21 protein-coding genes and 2 pseudogenes are annotated in these 21,055 nt (G+C 65.6%); 15 read left to right on the top strand and 8 right to left on the bottom strand.

From position 1 onward, the window contains the following. Positions 1 to 12 precede the first annotated feature (12 nt). The 3 genes from AB4Z47_RS21930 (at position 13) to AB4Z47_RS21940 (ending at position 2,833) form a co-directional block, all read left to right on the top strand. Positions 13 to 867 carry a carbohydrate ABC transporter permease gene (locus AB4Z47_RS21930; protein WP_441953183.1) on the top strand — a complete coding sequence of 285 codons (855 nt, stop codon included), beginning with the start codon at positions 13 to 15 and terminating at the stop codon, positions 865 to 867. Continuing rightward, complete coding sequence (locus AB4Z47_RS21935) at positions 864 to 1,757, top strand: carbohydrate ABC transporter permease (protein WP_441953184.1); 894 nt, start codon at positions 864 to 866, stop codon at positions 1,755 to 1,757. Before AB4Z47_RS21930 ends, AB4Z47_RS21935 begins: the two co-directional genes overlap by 4 nt. A 284-nt stretch (positions 1,758 to 2,041) precedes the next feature. Continuing rightward, complete coding sequence (locus AB4Z47_RS21940) at positions 2,042 to 2,833, top strand: DeoR/GlpR family DNA-binding transcription regulator (RefSeq protein WP_441953185.1); 792 nt, start codon at positions 2,042 to 2,044, stop codon at positions 2,831 to 2,833. Positions 2,834 to 2,909: 76 nt separating this feature from the next. Here the strand turns inward: AB4Z47_RS21940 and AB4Z47_RS21945 are convergent, their stop codons facing one another. Beyond that, on the bottom strand, positions 2,910 to 3,191 hold the full coding sequence (locus AB4Z47_RS21945) for a hypothetical protein (RefSeq protein ID WP_441953186.1): 282 nt from the start codon (positions 3,189 to 3,191) through the stop codon (positions 2,910 to 2,912). Between the two features lie 565 nt (positions 3,192 to 3,756). Here AB4Z47_RS21945 and AB4Z47_RS21950 point away from each other — a divergent pair. Next, the gene (locus AB4Z47_RS21950; RefSeq protein WP_441953187.1) at positions 3,757 to 4,998 is read left to right on the top strand and encodes an MFS transporter; all 1,242 of its coding nucleotides are present in this window, start codon (positions 3,757 to 3,759) and stop codon (positions 4,996 to 4,998) included. A gap of 7 nt (positions 4,999 to 5,005) precedes the next feature. Next, positions 5,006 to 6,259, top strand: coding sequence for an ATP-grasp domain-containing protein (locus AB4Z47_RS21955; RefSeq protein ID WP_441953188.1), 1,254 nt, complete (start codon positions 5,006 to 5,008; stop codon positions 6,257 to 6,259). A 211-nt stretch (positions 6,260 to 6,470) separates the two neighbouring features. Here AB4Z47_RS21955 and AB4Z47_RS21960 read toward each other — a convergent pair. Then, positions 6,471 to 6,606, bottom strand: a pseudogene (locus AB4Z47_RS21960) (nicotinamide riboside transporter PnuC); the annotation flags it as partial. Positions 6,607 to 6,759: 153 nt separating this feature from the next. Between AB4Z47_RS21960 and AB4Z47_RS21965 the strand changes: the two are divergent. From AB4Z47_RS21965 to AB4Z47_RS21980, 4 genes are all read left to right on the top strand, one after another. After that, the gene (locus AB4Z47_RS21965; RefSeq protein WP_441953189.1) at positions 6,760 to 7,563 is read left to right on the top strand and encodes an ABC transporter ATP-binding protein; all 804 of its coding nucleotides are present in this window, start codon (positions 6,760 to 6,762) and stop codon (positions 7,561 to 7,563) included. A gap of 127 nt (positions 7,564 to 7,690) precedes the next feature. Further along, on the top strand, positions 7,691 to 8,437 hold the full coding sequence (locus tag AB4Z47_RS21970) for an ABC transporter permease (RefSeq protein WP_441953190.1): 747 nt from the start codon (positions 7,691 to 7,693) through the stop codon (positions 8,435 to 8,437). Positions 8,438 to 8,504: 67 nt separating this feature from the next. Continuing rightward, complete coding sequence (locus tag AB4Z47_RS21975; protein ID WP_441953191.1) at positions 8,505 to 9,299, top strand: ABC transporter permease; 795 nt, start codon at positions 8,505 to 8,507, stop codon at positions 9,297 to 9,299. 93 nt (positions 9,300 to 9,392) lie between these two features. Then, positions 9,393 to 10,481, top strand: a complete 1,089-nt coding sequence (locus AB4Z47_RS21980; RefSeq protein ID WP_441953192.1) for an ABC transporter substrate-binding protein — start codon at positions 9,393 to 9,395, stop codon at positions 10,479 to 10,481. Here the strand turns inward: AB4Z47_RS21980 and AB4Z47_RS21985 are convergent, their stop codons facing one another. Together AB4Z47_RS21985 and AB4Z47_RS21990 are read right to left on the bottom strand one after the other, a co-directional pair. Further along, positions 10,482 to 11,519, bottom strand: a complete 1,038-nt coding sequence (locus AB4Z47_RS21985) for an XdhC family protein (RefSeq protein WP_441953193.1) — start codon at positions 11,517 to 11,519, stop codon at positions 10,482 to 10,484. Between the two features lie 13 nt (positions 11,520 to 11,532). Continuing rightward, positions 11,533 to 12,120, bottom strand: a complete 588-nt coding sequence (locus AB4Z47_RS21990; protein ID WP_441953194.1) for a nucleotidyltransferase family protein — start codon at positions 12,118 to 12,120, stop codon at positions 11,533 to 11,535. 151 nt (positions 12,121 to 12,271) lie between these two features. Between AB4Z47_RS21990 and uraD the strand changes: the two genes are divergently transcribed. The 5 genes from uraD (at position 12,272) to AB4Z47_RS22015 (ending at position 16,116) form a co-directional block, all read left to right on the top strand. After that, the gene (gene uraD / locus AB4Z47_RS21995) at positions 12,272 to 12,775 is read left to right on the top strand and encodes a 2-oxo-4-hydroxy-4-carboxy-5-ureidoimidazoline decarboxylase (RefSeq protein ID WP_441953195.1); all 504 of its coding nucleotides are present in this window, start codon (positions 12,272 to 12,274) and stop codon (positions 12,773 to 12,775) included. Then, positions 12,772 to 13,089, top strand: coding sequence for a hydroxyisourate hydrolase (gene uraH / locus AB4Z47_RS22000; RefSeq protein WP_441953196.1), 318 nt, complete (start codon positions 12,772 to 12,774; stop codon positions 13,087 to 13,089). The genes uraD and uraH overlap by 4 nt, the downstream gene beginning before the upstream one ends. Before the next feature lie 6 nt (positions 13,090 to 13,095). Next, positions 13,096 to 14,001, top strand: a complete 906-nt coding sequence (pucL, locus tag AB4Z47_RS22005; protein WP_441953197.1) for a factor-independent urate hydroxylase — start codon at positions 13,096 to 13,098, stop codon at positions 13,999 to 14,001. Beyond that, positions 13,989 to 15,350, top strand: a complete 1,362-nt coding sequence (locus AB4Z47_RS22010) for an 8-oxoguanine deaminase (RefSeq protein ID WP_441953198.1) — start codon at positions 13,989 to 13,991, stop codon at positions 15,348 to 15,350. The genes pucL and AB4Z47_RS22010 overlap by 13 nt, the downstream gene beginning before the upstream one ends. 316 nt (positions 15,351 to 15,666) lie before the next feature. Beyond that, on the top strand, positions 15,667 to 16,116 hold the full coding sequence (locus AB4Z47_RS22015) for a hypothetical protein (RefSeq protein WP_441953199.1): 450 nt from the start codon (positions 15,667 to 15,669) through the stop codon (positions 16,114 to 16,116). A 288-nt stretch (positions 16,117 to 16,404) separates the two neighbouring features. Here the strand turns inward: AB4Z47_RS22015 and AB4Z47_RS22020 are convergent, their stop codons facing one another. From AB4Z47_RS22020 to AB4Z47_RS22030, 3 genes are all read right to left on the bottom strand, one after another. Further along, positions 16,405 to 16,872 carry an NUDIX hydrolase gene (locus tag AB4Z47_RS22020; RefSeq protein ID WP_441953200.1) on the bottom strand — a complete coding sequence of 156 codons (468 nt, stop codon included), beginning with the start codon at positions 16,870 to 16,872 and terminating at the stop codon, positions 16,405 to 16,407. Further along, positions 16,859 to 17,383 (bottom strand): DUF5919 domain-containing protein, encoded by a 525-nt coding sequence (locus AB4Z47_RS22025; protein ID WP_441953201.1) that lies wholly within the window; start codon positions 17,381 to 17,383, stop codon positions 16,859 to 16,861. The genes AB4Z47_RS22020 and AB4Z47_RS22025 overlap by 14 nt, the downstream gene beginning before the upstream one ends. A 78-nt stretch (positions 17,384 to 17,461) precedes the next feature. Further along, positions 17,462 to 18,601 carry a S8 family serine peptidase gene (locus AB4Z47_RS22030; protein WP_441953202.1) on the bottom strand — a complete coding sequence of 380 codons (1,140 nt, stop codon included), beginning with the start codon at positions 18,599 to 18,601 and terminating at the stop codon, positions 17,462 to 17,464. A gap of 357 nt (positions 18,602 to 18,958) precedes the next feature. On the opposite strand from AB4Z47_RS22030, the pseudogene AB4Z47_RS22035 reads away from it, so the two are divergent. Beyond that, positions 18,959 to 19,111, top strand: a pseudogene (locus tag AB4Z47_RS22035) (factor-independent urate hydroxylase); the annotation flags it as partial. A 582-nt stretch (positions 19,112 to 19,693) separates the two neighbouring features. Here AB4Z47_RS22035 and AB4Z47_RS22040 read toward each other — a convergent pair. Next, positions 19,694 to 20,563: a DUF6924 domain-containing protein gene (locus AB4Z47_RS22040; RefSeq protein WP_441953203.1), complete on the bottom strand. Its 870-nt coding sequence runs from the start codon at positions 20,561 to 20,563 to the stop codon at positions 19,694 to 19,696. Positions 20,564 to 21,055 lie beyond the last annotated feature (492 nt).

Raw genomic sequence — 21,055 nt, forward strand, 5'->3', positions numbered from 1 at the left:
ACACTGGCGGCGATGCCGTGGATCGGACCGTCACTGGTCTTGATCGCGGCCATTGTCGCCTTCCCCGCCTGCTACATGGTGTGGACCAGCACCAGGGACCTGAGCGCTTACGGCCAGGACCGTGGCAACGCCGGGCTGGCCAACTACCGGACCCTGTTCGGGATCTCGGAGCTGGGCTCGGTCCTGGTCCACACGGTGATCTGGGTGGTCGGCGTCGTGCTGATCACGCTGCTGCTCTCCGCGGCGTTGGCCCAGTTCCTGAACAAGGACTTCCCCGGCCGCACCGCGGTGCGGATGGCGATCCTGGTGCCGTGGGCGGCATCGGTGGTGATGACGACGTCGATCTTCTACTACATGCTCGATCCGGACGTCGGCATCGCGAACCGGTTTCTCGTCGACATCGGGGTGCTCGACCGGGGTTACGGCTTCACCAAGCAGCCGACGCAGGCGTTCCTCGTGGCGATGGGTGTCGCGGTGTTCGTGTCCGTGCCATTCACCACGTACACCATCCTGGCCGGTCTGCAATCGATTCCGGCCGAGATCGACGAAGCGGGCCGAGTCGACGGCGCCGGAGCATGGCAGCGCTACCGCTATCTCACACTGCCGCAGCTTCGTCCGGCGATCGCGGTGGCGACCGTCATCAACATCATCAACGTGTTCAACTCGCTGCCGATCCTGCAGGTGATCACCGGCAGCATCGCGGGATTCTCCGCGGACACCACGACGACCTTGACCTTCAAGCTGATTCGCCAGAACCAGCAGATCGACACCGCCGCCGCGATGAGCGTGCTGAACTTCGCGTTGATCCTCGTCATCATCGCGATCTACGTGAAGGTGATCCGGCCGACCAAGGAGGTCGACCGATGACACTGCAGGCGGACGTGGCGGGGGTCGCGGGTGCGGTCGAACCCGGCGCGCGCACGGGCGACGGGACCAAGCGGCGTCGCTGGGAACTCACCGCGGTCGGTGTGGTGCTTTCCGCGGTATTCCTGCTGCCGTTCCTCGTTATGGTCCTCGGTTCGATGAAGAGCAGGGCGGAAATCCTGCGCATCCCGCCGACATACCTGCCGCAGGAGTGGCATCCGGACAACTACGCCACGATGTGGAATACCCCGGAGACGCCGCTGCCGTTCAACCTGGTCAGCACGATCGTCATCTCGGTCTGCGCGACCGCGCTGGTGCTTGCCGTCGCGATTCCGGCGGGGTATTACACAGCGCGCCATCGTTTTCCGGGCCGCGTGGTTTTTCTCGGCCTGGTGCTGGTGACCCAGATGTTGCAGCCGACCGTCCTGGTGACCGGGTTGATCCGGGAGTTCTTCGCGCTCGGCATCAACGACACTTGGCTGGCGATGATCCTGGTGAACGCCGCGTTCAACCTGTCGTTCGCGGTGTGGATCCTGCACAGCTTCTTCGCCGCCATCCCGGTGGAGATCGAGGAAGCCGCGCTGCTCGACGGATTGAACCGCTGGCAGACGCTGATCCGGGTCAGCCTGCCGCTGGTCTGGCCGGGCATCGTTACCGCGACGATCTTCGTCGTGGTCTCGTGCTGGAACGAGTTCGCTGCCAGTTTGGTCGTGCTGACCACACCGGAAAACCAGCCGCTGTCGGTGGCGTTGACCAAGTTCGTCGGGCAGTACGACACGGCGTGGCAATATGTGTTCGCGATTTCCACTGTCGGCATCATTCCGGTGGTGTTGCTGTTCGCACTCATCGACAAGCGTCTGGTGGCAGGTCTGACCGCCGGCAGTGTCAAGTAGATGACCGGGTCTGATCGGTTACCGGTCGAGATGGGCCGAGCGGTGAATGATTGGCGCAGGCAACAACTTCGACTGGTGTCGGCGCCACCGGTGCTGCCAGGCGGCGGGTACGATATCCGGCGCACCGAACCCGCCGTGCCACACGCCGCGGTTTCCCAGGCGCATCGTCGACCCGGCTCGGCATCACCGCCGGGGAATCTTGACGGTCGGCACCGTGCCTGTGGTCATATTGTTCGCGTGTTTGGAGAAACAGCACGTCGTTCGCACGGCCCTGGCGGTGTGCGATGACCGGATCGACGGACCGGCCGCAGCGGTGGAACAGGCTGCTGGAACTGCTCGCCGAATCCGGGCGGCTTTCGGTGGACGAGGCCGCCGAACAGCTGGGAGTGTCCCCCGCGACGGTGCGCCGCGATTTCACCGCGCTGGCGCAGCAGCAGCTGGCGACCAGGACACACGGCGGGGTCGTGGCGACCTCGGTCGCCTACGACCTGCCTGCCCGCTACCGTCAGACCGCGGGCGAAGCAAAGCAGCGGATCGCGGAACATGCTGCGTCCCTCGTGGATCCGTGCACGGTTATCGCGATGAACGGTGGCACCACCACCACGGCGGTGGCCAGGGCGCTGGCCGGGCGCACCGATCTGGGGATGTCCGGCGACGATCAGCTGACCATCGTCACCAACGCGCTCAACATCGCGGGTGAGATGGTACTGCGGCCGCATATGCGCACGATCGTCCTCGGTGGTGTGGCACGGCGGGAGTCCTACGAACTGCACGGGCCGCTGGCCGAACGGGCGCTGGCCGAACTGCGGCTCGACCAACTCATCCTCGGCGTGAACGCGATCTCCGCCGAGGGCGGCGCCCAGTGCAGGCACATCGACGAGGCCGGGGTCACCACCGAGATGGTGCGGCGCTCGGGACATGTGATGGTGGTCGCCACCGCGGACAAGCTGGAACGCACCGCGCTGGCCCGGATCTGCGGCATCGAGCAGGTGCAGGTCCTGGTTACCGACAGCGACGCCGACCTCGCGGCGGTGGCGGCGATCCGCGCGGCGGGAGTGCGGGTCGACCTGGTGTAGGCGCCGACGGACGGTAAGGGGCGAAAGACGATCAGGACCGCCCGCCGCAGCCATGGCACGAAACTTGTGCTGCTGCTCAACGGGATCCAAGATGTCGCGAGATGAGCGCCGCACCGAGCACAACGACAAGGCGTGCCAGGAGCCGGCTTTCCCGCCACAGCGCTACCGCGTCCGCGCCGACAAGCGTGGCAATCGCCGGGTCCAGTACCACGGTGTAGTACTGGTGGAAGATGCCCGCAATGTAGCTGAAGACCAGACCGGTAACCACCGGCCAGACGCCCCACAGGGGTAGCGACGCACGTTGGCGATCGGTGCGGGTGGCGTTTCCGCGCAGCAGGATTCCTGCGACTCCTCCCACTGGTTCAGTCGCCGCCAACGCGGCGTCCGACAAGCGGGATATCGACGACAACGACTGTGACACAACGAAATACAACTGACCTGTACCAGTTGTAGTATTGCGCCCCTTCGCGGAAGCGAACGGGCGCAACGGTTCGCGGAGTCCTCGCCGCGTTGTTACCCCCTCGCTCGGATGCGGATATTCCTGTCCGGACTGACGGATGTTTCCCCGTGAGCGCTTGCCTTAGGGTCCGGATTGCGGCAGCCTGATACTCGGAGATGGACCGGCACAAAGCGTTTGAATGCTGCCGAGCAAAGGAGGACCCGGTGGAGTCCGTGGCACCAACCCGCCGCCTCGCCCTGGAGATGGTGCGCGGAATCGCGCGCATCGGTGTCCACATCGCCAGGGATGCGGCTCGATGAGTCCTGTTCGCACCGAAAACCTGGTCGGCGTCCGACTCTCCGAAGAATATTTCTCCGATACGCTGCGTGAAGTCCTGCAGGGGATCTACTTATGCTGCGGGTAGATTTGGGAAGTGTGTGCGTGTGAATGAATATATCCTCGCCGATGCGAGGTGGTGTACCCATTGGCCACTGCGGTAATCGGCAGGCGGAAACTGATAGCGTTTCCCGCAGAAGTATGGATCGTTTCGATAACCACTTTTCTCAGCCGGTCGGTTGGTTTCCTGGCGCTGTTTTCCACGGTGTTCTACAAATCGATCGGACTGAGTGCCTCAGGCTTGTCTCTGGCGTTGTTCGCGGCCGGTTTCGCCGGCGTACTCGGGTCGCTTGTCGGTGGGTGGTCTGCCACCCGGTTCGGGTCGACCAACGTGCTGATTGCCGGATCTGTACTCAATGTTCCACTGTTGTTTCTTCTTGGATTGATGTCGACGGAGCCGGCGTCGGCGATTGTGGTGGCGTCCCTCAGTGTGGCGGTGACGCAGTCGTTCTCCGGCCCTGCGGCGGCTTTGGTTACCGGCTCGAGCTACAAAGGCGACACCCTGACGGTGGTCGCGTTTCATCGGATTTTCCTCAGCAGCGGTGTCACCGTTGCCCCAGTCGCTGTTGCGGTCGTGGGACAAGACAACTTCTCATTGCTGTTCTCTCTGTCCTCGCTCGGTTCGCTGTCGACTGCCGTGTTACTGCTGTGTGAGCGCTCTCGACTTCGGGCGGCGGAGGAACGCGCGGCAGCGCGGGAGCGAAGGGCGTACTCGACGGAATTCGATTCCCATTCCACCGTGCATGCCGAATATGACGTCTCCCATACGGCGCGCCTGTGGGCGATCGTCGTGGTCTTCGGAACTGCGATGACAGTCTATTCCCAGAGTATGAGTGGAATCCCCCTTTCCGTCGAACGAATATCCGGTGACGGGCAATTGTATAGCGTTCTACTCGTCGTAAATTCTATTTTCATCATTGTCTTCGAGTTGCCGCTCAGCTCCATGCTGTCCAAGCTGAGATGGAACTATGCGCTGGGGCTCGGTGTTTTCGTCACAGGGGTCGGACTTGCTGTTTGCGGATTCGGAACAAGCTGGACTGTGTGCATTTTCGGATTCGTGCTGTTTTCTTTGGGGGAGGCCATGTTTATTCCGCAGGCCAGCGCATCGATAGCGAATATTTCCTCCCATTCGGAGAACCCCAGATATCAAGGATATCTGTCGGCTGCTCAGTCGATTGGTTTCGCGGTCGGACCGGGGATCGGAGCCTTCGGAGTCCTGCATGATCGCGCGATGTACTGGGCGCTCGTAGTCCAGATTTCATTGGCCGCGGGGGCAGTAGCGGTAGTAGCCGGAATAGTTAAGGATAGGAGTCCGGATCGTGTCGGATAATTCGGTCTTGATCGTAGACCCCGTGAGCTCGGGAAAACTGTATCTTCCGCTGCTCGAGGAGTATGGGATCAACACAATACTGTTGGATACCGACCGGGCCCTGGTGTCAGGGTTTCGTACTGCGCCCACTCCGGGCGCGTTGGATTTCGCCGCAGACTTCGGGTCTTCCTACCAGCTGCTCCGTCAGATGTGTGTGGAACGATCAGTGAAATATGTTGTTGCCGGATCCGAGCCCGGAGTCGAGCTGTGCGATCGCCTGCGCGCCGACATTCCGGATTGCCCCGCCAACGATGCCGCTTCGCCGATGCGGAGATGGGACAAGCAGTACATGTTCGAGGCGTTGGCGGCTGCCGGTGTTCCCAGTCTGACAACACGGTCTGTTGCCGCGGGCCGGAACATCGTTCCGGCAGAAGCGGTTGCGGAACTACGCGAAGGTCGGACGCTGGTTGTCAAACCGGCTCGGGGCGCCGCCTCCGTGGACGTTCGATTGGTTGAAACTCCCGACCAATTGACCGACGCCGTATCCGCGATCACGGACAGCGCCGGACTCTTCGGGGGCCACTCAGGCGCTCTGATCCAGGAAATGTATCCCAGCCCGAGGGTGGAATACGCCGTGGACACCTTCTCTGCTCAGGGCAGTCACGAACTTCTGTGTGTCAGTGTGTACGACAAGTGGGTGTCGGGTTCTGGTGACTTCGTCTACGAGCGGGGTAGGTGGCTCGACCACGATGATCCGATGGTGGCTGAGCTGACGGATTACGCGCGGCGGGTGCTCGATGCCTTGGGGGTACGTGTCGGACCTGCGCACATGGAGATCATGTCAGGTGCGCTGGGGCCTCGCCTGATCGATTTCGGGGCGCGAGCGCACGGGATCGGCCATCCTCAGCAGACCTATCTGCTCACCGGGAACTCACAGATCCACCGCGAGTGCGATTACATCGCGGAGCTTTTCGGGGTTCGCGCTCCGTCATCGGAGCGACGTGTCGGCTATTCGCTGTCCCGGCGTGGTGCACTCGTGCTCTTCAGTATTGATCGACAGTCCCGGTATCTGGGTGGGGCAGAGGCGGAACTCGTGGGGCTTCCCGGCGTTGTGGAGGTCCGGATGGCGGCCGAGCAGGATAAGACGTACCTGCCGACCCGGTCGATGATGGATTCGGTGGCTTTGGGCCTCGCGTTCGTCGTCGCGGACAGCACCGACGAACTGGATTTCAGGTGCGCCGAAGTTCGCAAGAGAGTTGGCGACTTCTTTATTGCCGTCTGACCCGGCAGGTGCTCGGCCCACCTCTACCAAATGACCGCCACAACCACACCCGGACAGTTCCGTGACGAACCCCGCCGGGGTACCGCACCGAACCGCGGCTTGCTGACCAGCGCGTTCGCAGTTGCCCGCTGGGGGTATCCGCGGGTTCTGCAGATTCTGCACGTCAGCTGGTTCGTTCGGGTTCGGGCCTGTGCCTGCGGTGATCCCGTTCTCCGGTCGGCCATGCCCAGACCCGGCGGCGCATGCCGCCGGGCGCGGAGGCGAGGCCGAAGCCGTTGCCGATCACCTCGCTCCAGAGGATCTCCGAGCCTGCGATGGGCAGCCGCGTCGAGCAACGTGATGATCAGGACTCGCTGTGCGACCCGTGGCGGGCGGTGTCCCATCCGGATCGGCTCGTTTCGATTCGGAATACCCGCTCTACGCCCGGCATGTAACGATTGCGCAATCTGGCGTCGCGATTCGCAATGTCCACGCAACCGGGTGCTCTTAGGGTGACCGGCATGAGCACGGATAGCAGCACTGCCGGGGGGACCGGAATTCACATCAGCGGGTTGACCAAGACCTTCCGGGTCGGGCGGAAAACGGTGCAGGCGCTGGATTCCGTGGATCTACATACCGAGCAGGGCGCGTTTCTCGCGCTGCTCGGCCCGTCCGGTTGCGGCAAGTCCACGGTACTGCGCATTCTCGCCGGGCTGGAGACGCCGACCGCGGGCAAGGCGCTGATCGACGGCGAGACACCCGCCGAACTGCGCGGCCACCACGAATTGGGCATCGCGTTCCAAGATTCGGCGCTGCTGCCTTGGCGTTCGGTGGAATCGAATATCAAGCTGCCGCTTCAGGTCGCCGGAATGACACCCGATCCGGCGCAGATCGCCGACCTGATCCGGCTGGTGGGACTGGACGGATTCGAGAAGGCCAAACCCGCGCAGCTGTCCGGCGGCATGCGCCAGCGTGTCTCGATCGCCCGGGCGCTGGTGGTGAAGCCGACCGTGTTGCTGCTGGACGAACCGTTCGGCGCACTCGACGACATGACCAGGCAGCGACTCAATCTGGAGCTGCTGCGGATCTGGACCGAGAAGCCGGCGACCACGCTGATGGTCACGCACGGCATCGCCGAGGCGGTGTTCCTGTCCGACGTGGTCGCCGTGATGAGCCCGCGGCCCGGCCGGGTGCTGGAGCTGGTCGAGATCGATCTGCCGCGTCCGCGGCTGCCCGAGATGATGCGAACGCCGGAGTTCCACAAGCTGCACGACTACCTGTCGGAGTTGCTGTTCGGAAAGTCCGGGAAGGGAGGTGTGGCATGAACGCCCACGATCCGGCGCGCTGTCTGCGCTACGGCAAGCCCGGCTGGCAGCGGTTGAGCATGCCCCCGCAACCGGTGCGGCGCCAGCCGCTCGCGCGGTGTATCCGACGTGCCTGGGGAGGCGCGCGATGAAGCGCCTCGGCGGCGTGCTGGGCGTACTCGGGCTGGTCGCGGTGTGGTGGATTCTCGCAGCGCTCGGCGTCGCAGGCGGCACCATACCCAGCCCGTGGCAGGTGCTGCACACCATGGTCACCGACGGGTGGGGGCTCTACGGGCCCAACTTCCGGATCACCGCGCTCGGCGCGCTGAAGGGGTTCGTCTGGGGCAATGGGCTGGCCATCGCGCTGGCCATCCTGATCGTGCTGGTCCCGCCGATCGAGTCGCTGGCCACCCAGCTGGCGATCCTGAGCTACTGCACGCCGCTGCTCGCGCTCGGCCCGATCATCCTTGTCGTGTTCGGCGGACGAACGCCGACGGTGTTCCTCGCCGCGATGTACTGCTTCTTCACGACGATGGTCGGCACCGTCACCGGGTTGCGCTCGGCCGACCGGACCAGCCTCGACCTGGTGCGCGCCTATGGCGGTGGGCGCTGGCAGCAGTTGTACCGGGTGCAGGTGATCTCGGCGCTGCCGAACACTTTCGCGGCATTGAAGATCGCCGCGCCGTCCGCCGTGCTCGGCGCGATCATCGGCGAATACCTCGGCGGCGTGGACAGCGGCATCGGGGTGGCGCTGACCGCAGCGCAGACCGCCTACAACGTGCCGCGCACCTGGGGCATGGCGCTGGCCGCCGCGGCACTGGCCGGACTCGGGTACGCGGTGGTGGCGCTGGCCGCACGGTTGGCCGCTCCGTGGACTGCCCAGGAGGAGCGATGAGGGGCCATTGCGCAGCGCCTGATCGTTCCGACCGGGTGCGGGTGTCCCGGAAGATACAGGAGGAGCGATGAAACTACTGCGACGGATCGGACGATTCCTGTTCCCGCTGTTGATCTCGCTGCTGCTGATGCTGGTGATCTGGTACGTCTTCCTGAAAGCTTTCCCGCAGGTCGGGCCGCGGGTCGGTAAGTCTCCGGGTGACATCTGGACCTATCTGGTGACCGCACCCAACGCGAGTACCGCACGGCAGGCGATCATCGACGATCTGCAGATCACGCTGCGGGACGCGGCGATCGGGTTCGGTGCGGGCATGCTCGCCGCGCTGGTGGTCGCGGCACTGTTCGTCTCGTTCGCCACCGTCGAGCAGACGTTCCTGCCGGTGGCGATGCTGTTGCGCTCGGTGCCGCTGGTCGCGCTGACCCCGATCATCGTGCTGGTGTTCGGCCGCGGACTGGCCGGAGTGACGGTGATGGCCGCGATCGTCGTGTTCTTCCCTGCCCTCGTCATGGTCATGGCGGGCCTGCGCAACGCGCCGCGCCAGGCCTTGGATCTGGTGGCCGCGTACGGCGGATCGCGGTGGACCGGGCTGCGGATGGTGGCAGTCCCCGCGGCGCTGCCCTCGGTGTTCGCCGCCGCGCGAATCTCGGTGCCCGGCGCGCTGATCGGCGCGCTGATCGGTGAATGGCTCGGCAGCGGAACCGGGCTCGGCGCCAGCCTGATCCGGGCCATCCCGACCTTCCAATACAGCAAGCTGTGGGCGTCGATCGTCATCGTGACGCTGGTCTCGGTGCTGCTCTACGCGATCGTCGGCGTGGTCGAGAACCTGGTGCTCGCGCGCTTCGGACCGGAGGCGGGAAGGTAATGACCGACCGATCCGGTCGGCAGAGTTCGCGCAAATCCACGCTCGGAACGTCAAAGTAAAGAAAAGGAAACGCGGTGGACCTAGATTCGGCCCATGACACCCGCGCAACGCTCTTCGTTCGGGCACCTGAACCGACGCTCGTTTCTCCGTTACTCCGCGCTGACCGGCGCCGTGCTCGGCGGTGCCGGAGCGCTGGCCGCCTGCGGCAGCGATTCCAGCGACTCGTCGGGCGGGTCGACGCCGGACGGTTCCAGATACGGCAGGGTCGCGGTGCAGCTGTCCTGGCTGAAGAACATCGAGTTCGCCGGAGAGTACTTCGCGGACTCGAAAGGCTACTTCGGAGAGGCCGGTTTCGGTTCGGTCGATCTGGTCGCGGGCGGTGCCGCGAGCACCTCGGTGGAAGCAGGCTTGGACACCGGCAAGATGTGGCTGGGGCTTTCCGCGCCGCAGACCACCGCGCCGGCGGTCTTGGAGGGTCTGCCCGCGAAGATCGTCGGCACCACCTACCAGAAGAACCCGTTCGCGATCGTCAGTTCCGCGGCCAGGCCGATCAGGTCCCCCGAGGACATGAAGGGACGCAAGATCGGCGTGCAGGACACGAACCAGCTGATCTTCAACGCGCTACTCACCGCCAACGGCCTGAAGCCGAGCGATGTCACCATCGTGCCCGCCCAGTTCGATCCGACACCGCTGGCCAACGGCGAAGTCGACGGATGGGTCAGTTACGTGACCAACGAGCCGATCACCTTGGCGGCCAAAGGTTTCCAGAACACGCATTTTTTGTTCGCCGATTTCAACTTGCCGTTGGTAGCCGAGACGCTGACGGTGCAGCAGTCCACGATCGACAAGGAGCGCGACAAGCTGAAGGCATTCTTGGTCGCCGAGATCAAGGGCTGGAAGGACGCGGTGGCCGCCCCCGCCGAGTCGGCCAGGCTGGCGGTCGAGGTGTACGGCAAGGACCAGAAGCTCGATCTCGATGAGCAGACGAAAGAGGCTGCCGCCCAGAACGAACTCGTGGTTTCGCCGGACACGGCCGCGAACGGCCTGCTCACGATGACCGACACACTGATCGAGCAGAACATCGCAGCGCTACGCAGCGCCAAAATCGACATCAAGGCCGAGCAGCTTTTCGACCTGTCCATACTGCGCGAGGTATACGCCGAAAATCCCGCACTGAAATGACTAGATTCCCAGCCCCACAACGGTTTTCGGCGTAACCGGGATCTCTCCGCTGTATGGGTCGGACGGTTTTGCCGGTTGGGCGGCGCGCGCGGCGAGGAGTTCGGCCGCGATCGCGACCGCCACTTCCGGCGCGGTGCGTGCGCCGATGTCCACACCCGCCGGGGAACGAAGGCGGGCCAGTGTCTCGTCGGAGAAACCGCCCGCCCGCAAGTCCTCCATGCGCCGGAGGTGCACCTGACGCGACCCCTTCGCACCGAGATAGCCGAGCTCGGGTAATCGCAGCGCGACGGTGAGCAGTGGAATCTCGAACATCGGGTCGTGCGAGAGGACGACGATGCCGGTGCTGCTGTCGATTTCCCCCGCCGAGGACAGGGTGTTGAGGTACCGGTGCGGCCAGTCGATGACGACCTCGGCACCCGGAAACGATTCCGGCGTAGCGAAATTGGGCCGCGAGTCGCAGATCGTCACCCGGTATCCGAGCAGCCCGGCCTGCACCGTGAGCGCGGCCGCGAACGAGTTGGCGCCGAAGATGATCAGCCGAGGCGGCGGGGCGAACGAGGCGACGAACACATCCGAATCCGGTAGCGAGACCAGCTCGGTGGCGTGCTTCTTGTCGGTGATCAGGTGCTGGCCGATCAGGTCCTGGTCGGAATTCCACACCACGGTGAAAACGGTGACCCTGCGATGCGCGGCGATCTCGGCCGCCACATCCGGAAACTCTGGAAAGTCGCGGCGGGAGAACGGCTCGGTGAAGATGTCCATCAAGTTCTCGCCGTTCGCGCCCGTCTCCATGCCGGTAGCCACGCCGTAGCGGTGCAACGCGCGACGGCCCGTGCGCGCGGCTTGGAGCACCGCCTCGTAGGCGATCTCCTCCAGACCGCCCGCACCGACCGCGCCGTACACGCCGCCATCCGGGTCGACCAGCATTGCCGAGCCCATCGGTAGCGGGGCGGAACCCACCGTGCGCACGATGGTGGCCAGCCCACCCGTCCGGCCCGAATGCCACACCCGCAACAGATCGTCGACGATGTCCCGCATCAGCTAGCTCCGATCACCGTGCGGTCGTGGCCGGGAAGTCACGATCGACCCCCGTCGCCAAATCGTCGCACGTGACGCATACCATATCGTCCCTGCCTGACAAATATGTGCGAGCTCCGGAATCTCCTACGGCGGCAGCGCAAACCGCGTTCCAATGCTTGTGCGCGATGACAACGGGATGGCCCGGTGTGTTGTGGAACACGGCTCGCGCGAGACCGCTCGGCGCCGCGAACGCGGCTGCGGTCACTCGAGTGACCACATCGGCCCCGACATCCGGGGTGTCGACCGGCATGATCGCGGCGAACCGCGCGGGCGTGCGCGCCGCCGCGATCAGACCCGCCCGCAGCGAGGCGCCGAGTCCGGTGGCCCAGTCCGCCGCCCACACGTGCTGGGCGCCCGGCGGCAGATCGACGATCTGCGGCGAAGGGCCGGTCGCACCGAGGACCACGATCACCGGATCGCAGCCTCCACCGGTCAGCGCGGCCACCGCGGCACGCAGCCATGCGCCACCTTCGGCGATCGCCTTCGGCTGCCCGTAGCGTGTTCCGGCGCCCGCGGCGAGCACGATGCCCGTACAGGTCTGGGAGATGGGGACACCCATGGGTATGAAGGTAGTACCGCGTTGTTTCCTCCGCACGAGGTAAAACCGGTGCTCAGACGGTATGCCCCGCCGTGTCGTCCCCTCCGACACGCCGAAGGTGATCTCGCGCTTTCAGCTGGCGGCCGGGCGGGTCGTGGTCGATGCTGGTCGGATGGCAGACCAGGGATCGGGCCTCGCGGGGTTCGATGCGATGTCCGACGACGCGGCCTATCAGGCATTGCTCGCCTCTTGCTCGTCGCCGGGTCTTGCTCGCTGGCTTGTCGCGGGCCGTCCATATCCGAGTGTCGAGGCGCTCTTGGACACCGCCGACGCGGCAGTGACGCGGCTGCCCGAGTCCGAGATCGATCTGGCCCTCGCGGGGCATCCCCGGATCGGGGACCGGCCGCATTCGGCGGCCTCGGCGCGTGAGCAGGCCGGGGTCGCGACGGCCGCGGACGAGGTTCGCGCGGCGCTGGCCGAAGGCAACCGTGCCTACGAGGAGCGGTTCGGGCACATCTACCTGGTCTGCGCGACCGGCAAGTCGGCCGATGAGCTGCTCGCGCTGCTCACCGACCGGCTGCGCAACGATCCCGAGACCGAAAGGCAGATTGTGCGAACAGAACTGGCGAAGATCAACCGGATCCGGCTGCGCGGGCTGCTGGAGGACCGGAGGTGAGCACGTTGAGCACCCATGTGCTGGACGCGGTGCGTGGCATGCCTGCCGCGGGGGTCGCTGTGACGCTGTATCGGCGTGCACGGCAGCTCGATTCGAGCGCGACCGACGACGACGGCCGGATCGGGGCGTTCGGTGCGGAGCTCGACCCGGGTACCTATCGTCTGGTGTTCGACACCGGCGCCTATTTCGCTCGATACGAAGTCGAAACCTTTTACCCATCGGTCGCCATCGCGTTCGCCGTCACCGAAGAGCGGCACTACCACGTGCCGTTGTTGCTGTCGCCTTTCGCTTTTTCCACCTACCGAGGGAGCTGAGCCGAGATGGAACTGACCGGGCCGATCGTGCTGTCGGATCATCGATACGGCAAGGCGGAGAACCGGATCGTCCGGATATACCGGGAGACCGCGCGGCACGAGATCCGCGACGTGACCGTCTCCACGGTGCTGCGCGGAGATTTCGCCGACGCGTACGTCGCGGGTAGCCAGGCGAAGGTGCTGCCGACCGATACCCAGAAGCAGACCGCGTACGCCTACGCGAAGCAACCGGGACTGCGGGCGATCGAGGACTACGCGCTGGCGTTGGCCGGTCATTTCGTCGCCGAGATCGAGCCGGTGACCAGCGCGCGCGTCGACGTCGACGAATACGCCTGGCAGCGGGTGACGGTCGGCGGCGTCGAGCACGATCACACCTGGGTGCGCCGTGGTCCGGAGGTGCGCACGGCGGCGGTCACCGTGGCGGGCGCGGGCGAGGACCGGCAGGCGTGGGTCGTCGGCGGAGTGAAGGACCTGACCATCCTGAAGTCGACCGGCTCCGAGTTCGCGGACTTCCTGACCGACGAATTCACCGTGCTCGCGCCGACCCACGATCGGATGCTGGCCACCTCGCTGATCGCCGAGTGGCGATTCGCGGCCACCGACGGGGTCGCCTGGGACGAGGTCTACGCCGGGGTGCGGGCGCGGCTGGTGGAGACCTTCGCGACGAAGCACTCGAAGGCACTGCAGCAGACGCTGTTCGAGATGGGCAAGGCCACGCTGGAGGCGTACCCGGTGCTCGCCGAGATCCGGCTCGCCGCGCCGAACAAACACCACTTCGACTACGATTTGGCCCGATTCGGCATCGAGAACCGCGGCGAGGTCTACCACGCCGCCGACCGTCCCTACGGCCTGATCCACGCCACCGTGGCGCGTGCCGACGCACCGGAAGCCGGGCCCGCATGGACCCGGTGACCGTCATCGAGGGCTGTGCGATCGCGACGGTCGACGCGCAGCGCACCGAATACCGGCGTGGTCATGTCGTCGTACGCGGCAAGCGGATAGCGGCGGTCGGTGCAGGGCAAGCGCCCGAACCCGAACCCGGCGCGCGGCGCTTCGACGGCCGGGGCTGCCTGCTGACCCCGGGGCTGGTGAATACCCACCACCACCTCTACCAGTGGATTACCCGTGGCCTCGCGGTGGACAGCTCGCTGTTCGAGTGGCTCACCACGCTGTACCCGATCTGGGCGGGTATCGACGAGGAGGCGGTGCGGGTCGCCGCCACCGGTGCGCTCGCCGCGCTCGCCCGAACGGGATGCACCACCACGACCGATCACCACTATCTCTTCCCGCGCGAGGGCGGTGACCTGCTCGGCGCCGAAATCGCCGCGGCGCAGGAGGTGGGTCTGCGCTTCCATCCGTGCCGTGGCTCGATGGATCTGGGTGCGAGCGCGGGCGGGCTGCCACCCGATCACGTGGTGGAGAGCCTGGACGACATTCTCGCCGCGAGCGCGGAAGCCGTCGCCCGCTGGCATGATCCGTCGTTCGACTCGATGCTGCGGATCGCGCTGGCCCCGTGTTCGCCGTTCTCGGTCACGCCGGACCTGCTGTGCGAGTCGGCGGTCCTGGCCCGCTCGTCGGGGGTGCGGCTGCATACCCACCTCGCGGAGACCATCGACGAACAGGATTACTGTGAGCAGACTTTGGGCAGCACGCCGGCGCAGTACTTGGAGCGGCTCGGTTGGCTCGGCCCCGACGTCTGGTACGCGCACGCCATCCACCTCGATGACGCCGCCATCGCCACCATGGCGAAAACCGGTACCGGCGTGGCACATTGCCCGACCTCGAACGCGCGGATCGGCGCCGGTGTCGCCCGCACCGCCGACTTGGTGCACGCGGGTGTCCCGGTAGGACTGGGCGTCGACGGCGCAGCGAGCAACGAAGCCGGCTCGATGATCGAGGAACCGCGCAACGCGCTGCTGTATGCCCGCAACAAGGGTGGTCCCGGTGCGATGACCGCCCGCACCGCGCTGGAACTGGCCACGATCGGTGGTGCCCGAGTGCTCGGGCGAGAAAACGAGATCGGCTCCATCGAGGTCGGCAAACTGGCGGACCTGGCGCTATGGCGCCTGGACACCGCCGCACACGCCGGGATCGAGGACCCCGTGACCGCGCTCGTCCTCGGCTCCGCCCCACCACTGGCCGCGCTGATCGTCAACGGGCGTGCGGTGCTGAGCGATGGTGAAGTGCGTACCGTCGCCATGGATGCGGTTGCCGCGCAGGTGGCGCGCGCGCAGGCAGCCTTGATCGCGAAGGCCGGGTGATCCCGGTCCAGAACGTCGGGTAGCGCTCGAATCTGCGTGGATCCGGTCGGTCAGCCGCACGTCGAGGCTGTTGTAGGGGGCTTCGGCTTGGCGCAGTCGGCGTACTTCTGGCGGATCCAGGTCTGCGGCGGTGTGCCTGCCGTAGAGCAGGCGCACCCTGGTCAGCGCGCCGAGGCGCGCCACCCCGCCCTCGCCCGGACGAGCCCGACGACTGCCGACGGCTCCATTTCGGGCAGCAGGTGTGCCCTTCGCGCGGATCTCGGTCGTCGGCGGGAAGTCGATGGACCTCCCGTCGTGGTCGCGGAAGAATGCGTCCATGAGCAACGAGCTGAGAGGCGCCGTGGTGGCCGGGCTGATCAAGCTTGCGGGAAGCCCCGACTACCGAGACAGGGCGGACGCAGGTCGCTGCCTTGCCAGCTTCGCCGAGATACCCCAGACCAGGGGACCGCTGTTTGACCTCGTGCTCGATACCCGCGACACATTCGTCACCCGCGCGACGGCGGAGGCATTGCTCCGGCGTCAGGACACGGTCGGGTTCGCAGCGGTCGCCTCAGGTCTCGCTGCCGCCGACCCGAACCACGCCGACTGGATCCACACAGCGGTGCTCGACGTATTCGGGGTGTCCTCCCGTGACCGGGACGCCGCCGTGCGAGAGTGCGAGATATTGACCGGGTCCCCTGATGAGCAGGCGCGTCGTGGAGCGAGCCGGCTGATCGCCATGCTGGCCGGGATCAACCCGATTCTCCGCCCAGCACAGGACAACTAGACATCAATCGCCCGACGCGCTCGCGGCAATGAGCACATCTCCCTCGACGATGCCTATCATCCTCACCCCGCCGCACCCACCACCACGCCAGAATTCATCCCGTATCGACTCCACCGATACGCCGGGTGCGCCAGAACTCCCAGTGCTGCTCGGTGGATCTTCGCCCGACTATTCGAGTTCGGATCTCGATCCAGGCCCGCCGACAGCCGGCAAGCACGGCGTTGTCGGCGTAGGCGAGTTCGGTGGTGGCGGCGTCGGTTTCGGTGATGATCAGCCTTGATTCAAGCCCTACCGGATGGCCGGCCACTCACCCGACCGCCAGTCGTCCACACGGCGTCGGATGCTCGCGACCATCGGCAGTTCGTCGATCTCGTCCGGCGCGAACCACGCCACCTCATGCGACTCGTCGGAGATGCTGAGTTCACCGCCGACCGGGCGGCCGAGGAGGCAGATGGAGAACTCCTGCCGGACTTCTCCATCGTCGTAAGCGAATACGTGCCCGGGGTTGGTGTAGGTGCCGACGATGCCCGCGATTTCGATGTCCATCCCGGTCTCTTCCCGGGTTTCCCGGATCCCGCATTCGGCGAGGGATTCGCCGAGTTCCATCTTTCCGCCCGGTAGCGCCCACATGTCGTTGTCGACGCGACGCTGTAGGAGCACTTGCCCGTCTTCGTTCACTACGACGACGGAGGCCGCGGGCACAAGACTGTTCGGTGCGGGTGCGTTCGGGTCGTTCTCGTAGTCACGACGTCCCATGACAGGCTTCCTCCCAGATGCTTTGGCCGCGGGTCCAGAGTTCTTCGACGTGGTCAGTGAAGCGATCGAACATGCCATCGTTCTGTTCGCGCCTGATGTGCAGCATCGGCGAGTCGTGGCCAACCCTGCGCGCGAGGATGGGGGTGACGATCATGTCGTTGTCGAAGCGGAACACCGACAGGTTTACGTGTCCGGTCTCGAATCGTGCTTCTATGTTGTCGATTCTGCGCAGCTTGTGCAGTTCGCCGACGGTTACGGCGATGCGGGTCGCGAGGGTCAGCGGAACGTTCTCCTCGCGTTCCCGTTCGCGGGTGACGTCGCTGTCCGGGTCGCCGATCAGGAATCGGATGCGGCACCCGTTTGCGGCTTTGCGGCGAAGCAGGTTGGACAGATTCGCGTGCTCCAGCCACAGGAAGTAGTTGGTGTAGCCCGCGAACGTCAGCTCACGTTTGGCGTTGGCTATCAGCGTGCGCCACAACGAAGCTGGAGCGGCGGACCGGTAAGGGAACATTTGGACGACCTCACGGTCTGGCCCCGTTTTGAGGGTCAGCCGTACAGCTGAAGGCCACTCGCGCGCCGAACATCCCCATCAACGCCCTTGTGCCGGAGGCGACGGCGGCCGACGGCGGCTCTTGATCACGGTGGCGATCACGATGCCCAGGATGATGATCGCGAAAACGCCGACGAAGGTCAGGACGGTGGAAAGCGACGACGAGCCCTCTTTATGCGACGCAGCGGGCGTGCTCGTGCCAGCGCCCGGTGTCATGCTCTGCGCGGCGAGTGCCTGGTCCAGGCGTTCGTAGACCGGGTTGGGCGCGGTGGTCGGAACATTCTGCCGCAACGCATTACGGAGGCTGAGGGCTCCATAGCCCGTCTGATCGTCCCTGCCGGAAGGGCCCACGTCGGTGACCGTCGCCGTGATCCGCTGCACGATCCGCCGTGCGGACTCGTCAGGGAACTTCGAGCGGATCAATGCCACCGCGCCCGCGACGAGCGCCGTCGCCTGGCTGGTCCCGTACCCGTGGTGGTAGAGCCGGCCGTCCTTGCCGAGCGACCCGACGTCGACACCCGGCCCGGCGACCGTGACGTAGTCCTGCCGCTGTGTCTTCTCCCACGGATTGCCCTGGTGGTCGTACGCGCCAACCGCTACGACGCCGGGACAGGCGGCCGGATATTGAGGGTCGTTACCGCTGTCGCCGTCATTCCCGGCGCTGGCAACGAGAACGGCATCCTTCTTCGCCGCGTACGCGACCGCATCGAGAACCTGGGGAGGGCAATGATCGGGGTAGGCGGCCGCGATGTCCGCGTGCGACATGCTGACGACCTTCGCCCCATGGTCTACGGCATAACGAATGGACTGGGCTTCTACGTCGGGTGACGTTTCTCGGTCGACGACTGAAAGGATCCGCGCTTCAGGGGCGATCCCCACCCAGTTGGTCGGTCCCTCGCCCTGTGCGGCGATCAGACTCGCCATGCCGGTGCCGTGGCCGCTCTCCGGATCGATATCCTGCCTGCCGTCGGTCCCGGTCCCGTTGAAATCGGCACCGGGCAGCACCACACCGTTGAACTCGGGCAGATCCGCGTTCACGCCGGTGTCCAATACGGCAACGGTGACGCCTGCGCCCTTCGTCAGCGGCCAGACGATGCTCTGGATGGCGAAGGAATCGAACCACCACTCTTCGGAGTGCGGCTCAGGGGTCGCTTCCGCGGGACCGCCGAGGGGCGTCATGAGGGCACAGCTCGCCAACACCGTAAGCGCTGATCGCATCACCCGTCGCACTGGCTCACCTCGATTGACTCGCCGGTCTCGAGGGCAGCCGTCCCGGATGTCCTCGCCCTCCTACAGCCACGTGGAACGCTCGCGCTCCTTCTCTCCCTGGCCGTGACCAGGGTGCATCGGCGACGTAACAGCATGTCGTGCAAGCATTTCGGGGGCTGGCTGGTGGAGCATCGGCGGTGCATGTACAACCCATCGCTGACGATAGAGTGTTCCGACGATGCTCCAGGCCCCACCTTATCGGGCACCCTCATGCGTGTCCTGGCCACGTTCCGGATATGTTTCACCGCACCGACTTTCGAGACATTGCCGAACAAACACCACTTCGGCTAGGACCTGGCCCGGTTCGGCATCGAGAACCGCGGCGAGGTCTACCACGCCGCCGACCGTCCCTACGGCCTGATCCATGCCACCGTGGCGCGTGTCGACGCTCCGGAAGCCGGGCTCGCATGGACCCGGTGATCGTCATCGAGGGCTGTGGCTGGGAACCGCAGGCGTCCTTCTGGCGGATCCCAGCTCTGCGGCGGTGTGCCTGCCGTCGAGCAGGCCCACCCTGGTCAGCGCGTCGAGGCTTGCCACCCGGCCTCGCCCGGACGAGCCCGGCGACTGCCGACGGCACCATTTCCAGCAGCAGCGACACGGTCAGCACGATCACCTGCGCTTGCCCGACAGCAGGACGGAGCCGAGGTGGATGGCCGTGCCGACGGCGGAGCCGGCGATCATGCCCGGCTGCCCGTGCGCCGCACCCACGATGGCATCGCCGACCTGGCGAGCAGTAGTCGCGGTGGCAAACGACAGCTGCTGCTCCTACCGTTGAATACGCGAATTCGCCAGTCCGAAACCCTGATTAGCGCCGATGCCCCTGTACTGCCTGTTACGTCGATTTGTTCAGAAGAGCGTCGATGTCGAGAGTTCGAAGGTGTCCTCGTACACGCTCAGCGAAGGCCGGAGCACTGTGAGGCAAGTGCGAAAACGGCGACCAAGGCTGAGACCTTCCCCGCGGTACGTGGGGCGAACACCACGTGGTGTGCCCCCTTGGCGCTGTCAGTAGTGCTCTTCCCGGTAGACGCCGTCGGCGTCGACACCACAGCTCCACTCACCAAAGCTCGTGTTTGCCAGCGCCATGTTGACGACGAAGGAACCGGCCGCTGCGAGGGTGATCCTGAACGGATCGTCGTCATCGTCGGGCAGGTTGTTCACGGCCAGCAACGGGAACTCCGCGGAGGCCAGTGCCCACTCGTCGGCGACGAGGACGAGAGTGCTGTCGGGCCAGTCCTCGTCATCGCGCCCGATCCGCGCCTGGATCTGATCCGCCGTGAAGCCCGCGTAGGCGCGGTTGTCGATGACGGTGATCGACTTGTAGCGATCCGAGCCTCCTTCGAGGGCCTGGAGGAAGCGTGCCCACTCATCTGGCTGCTCGAAGGACGTCCGCACCAGGAGCGGACCCACGGCCTCCTCGATCGCGGAGGAGGGCGGCTCGGGCTCGGCCCCCGTACGCTCGCCGGGGATGACCTGAATGAGGAAGCGGGGCTTCTTGCCGTCCGACGACCGGTCACTGGCATGAACGCGGATCAGGTAGGGGCCGACTCCTGCGGTGGCGAGATTCTCTTTGCGCAGAGGCTCGTATCCGCTGTCGCACAGGGCGAGGAAGCCGGTCGTGGAGATCACGGTAATCTCTTCGACCTCGTCCCAGCCGCTCTCTGCTCCCGGGTCATCTCCGGCGTAGAGGGTGACGATGGGGTTGTCCAGGGTGCTTCCGGCGTCGATGTGCAGCCAGTCCTTCTCGGCCGCCAGGAACTCGCGTCCGCGCGGCTGCTTGCCGGCATCGGGGTCCATGACGGCCAGGTCGCCCCACTCGTTCATCTCGAGCGGCCGGGTGCGGCCGTCGAGGAGCGGCCAGTTGGAACGCTGCATGGAGAACCCCCATCGTGCTTGCTGTGCTGCCGATTACGTCCTGGAAGGGTAGGCGGGAACCGTGGCAGGCCCGTCGCGCGCCTGACGTAATACAGATGTAGTAGAGAGTGTCGACCTTGCGCCAGGGCGCCAGCGCCGCCGATATCGCCTGATCCAGCGAGGAGATGCGGCGAGCCTGCCGTCGTTCTTTGCGGCGCTGAGGGGAGGGCCGTACACGCGGCATGGTGCCCCCGCCGAGCGCAGTGCCGGGTGTGCCTGCCCTCCCGGTGTCGTGCCTGGTCAGGCCATAAGCGAGATACTGGAACAGTGTCGGTTCGGACAGTCGGTGGAGCCTGGGTCGGTGCAGCTGTGGCGGCGATGCGCCCGGCCGGACGGGGCTCGGCCGGGGACGGTCGCTCGCGACCAGGTAACGGCCGCGAAATCTGCGGTGGGTGTCGCGCAACATCGCGGCAATCGACCGGCTCTACCTTTGGCGGAGAGGCAGGAACGAGG

This window comes from Nocardia sp. 2TAF39 (assembly GCF_052114905.1).
Taxonomy (GTDB): Bacteria; Actinomycetota; Actinomycetes; order Mycobacteriales; family Mycobacteriaceae; genus Nocardia.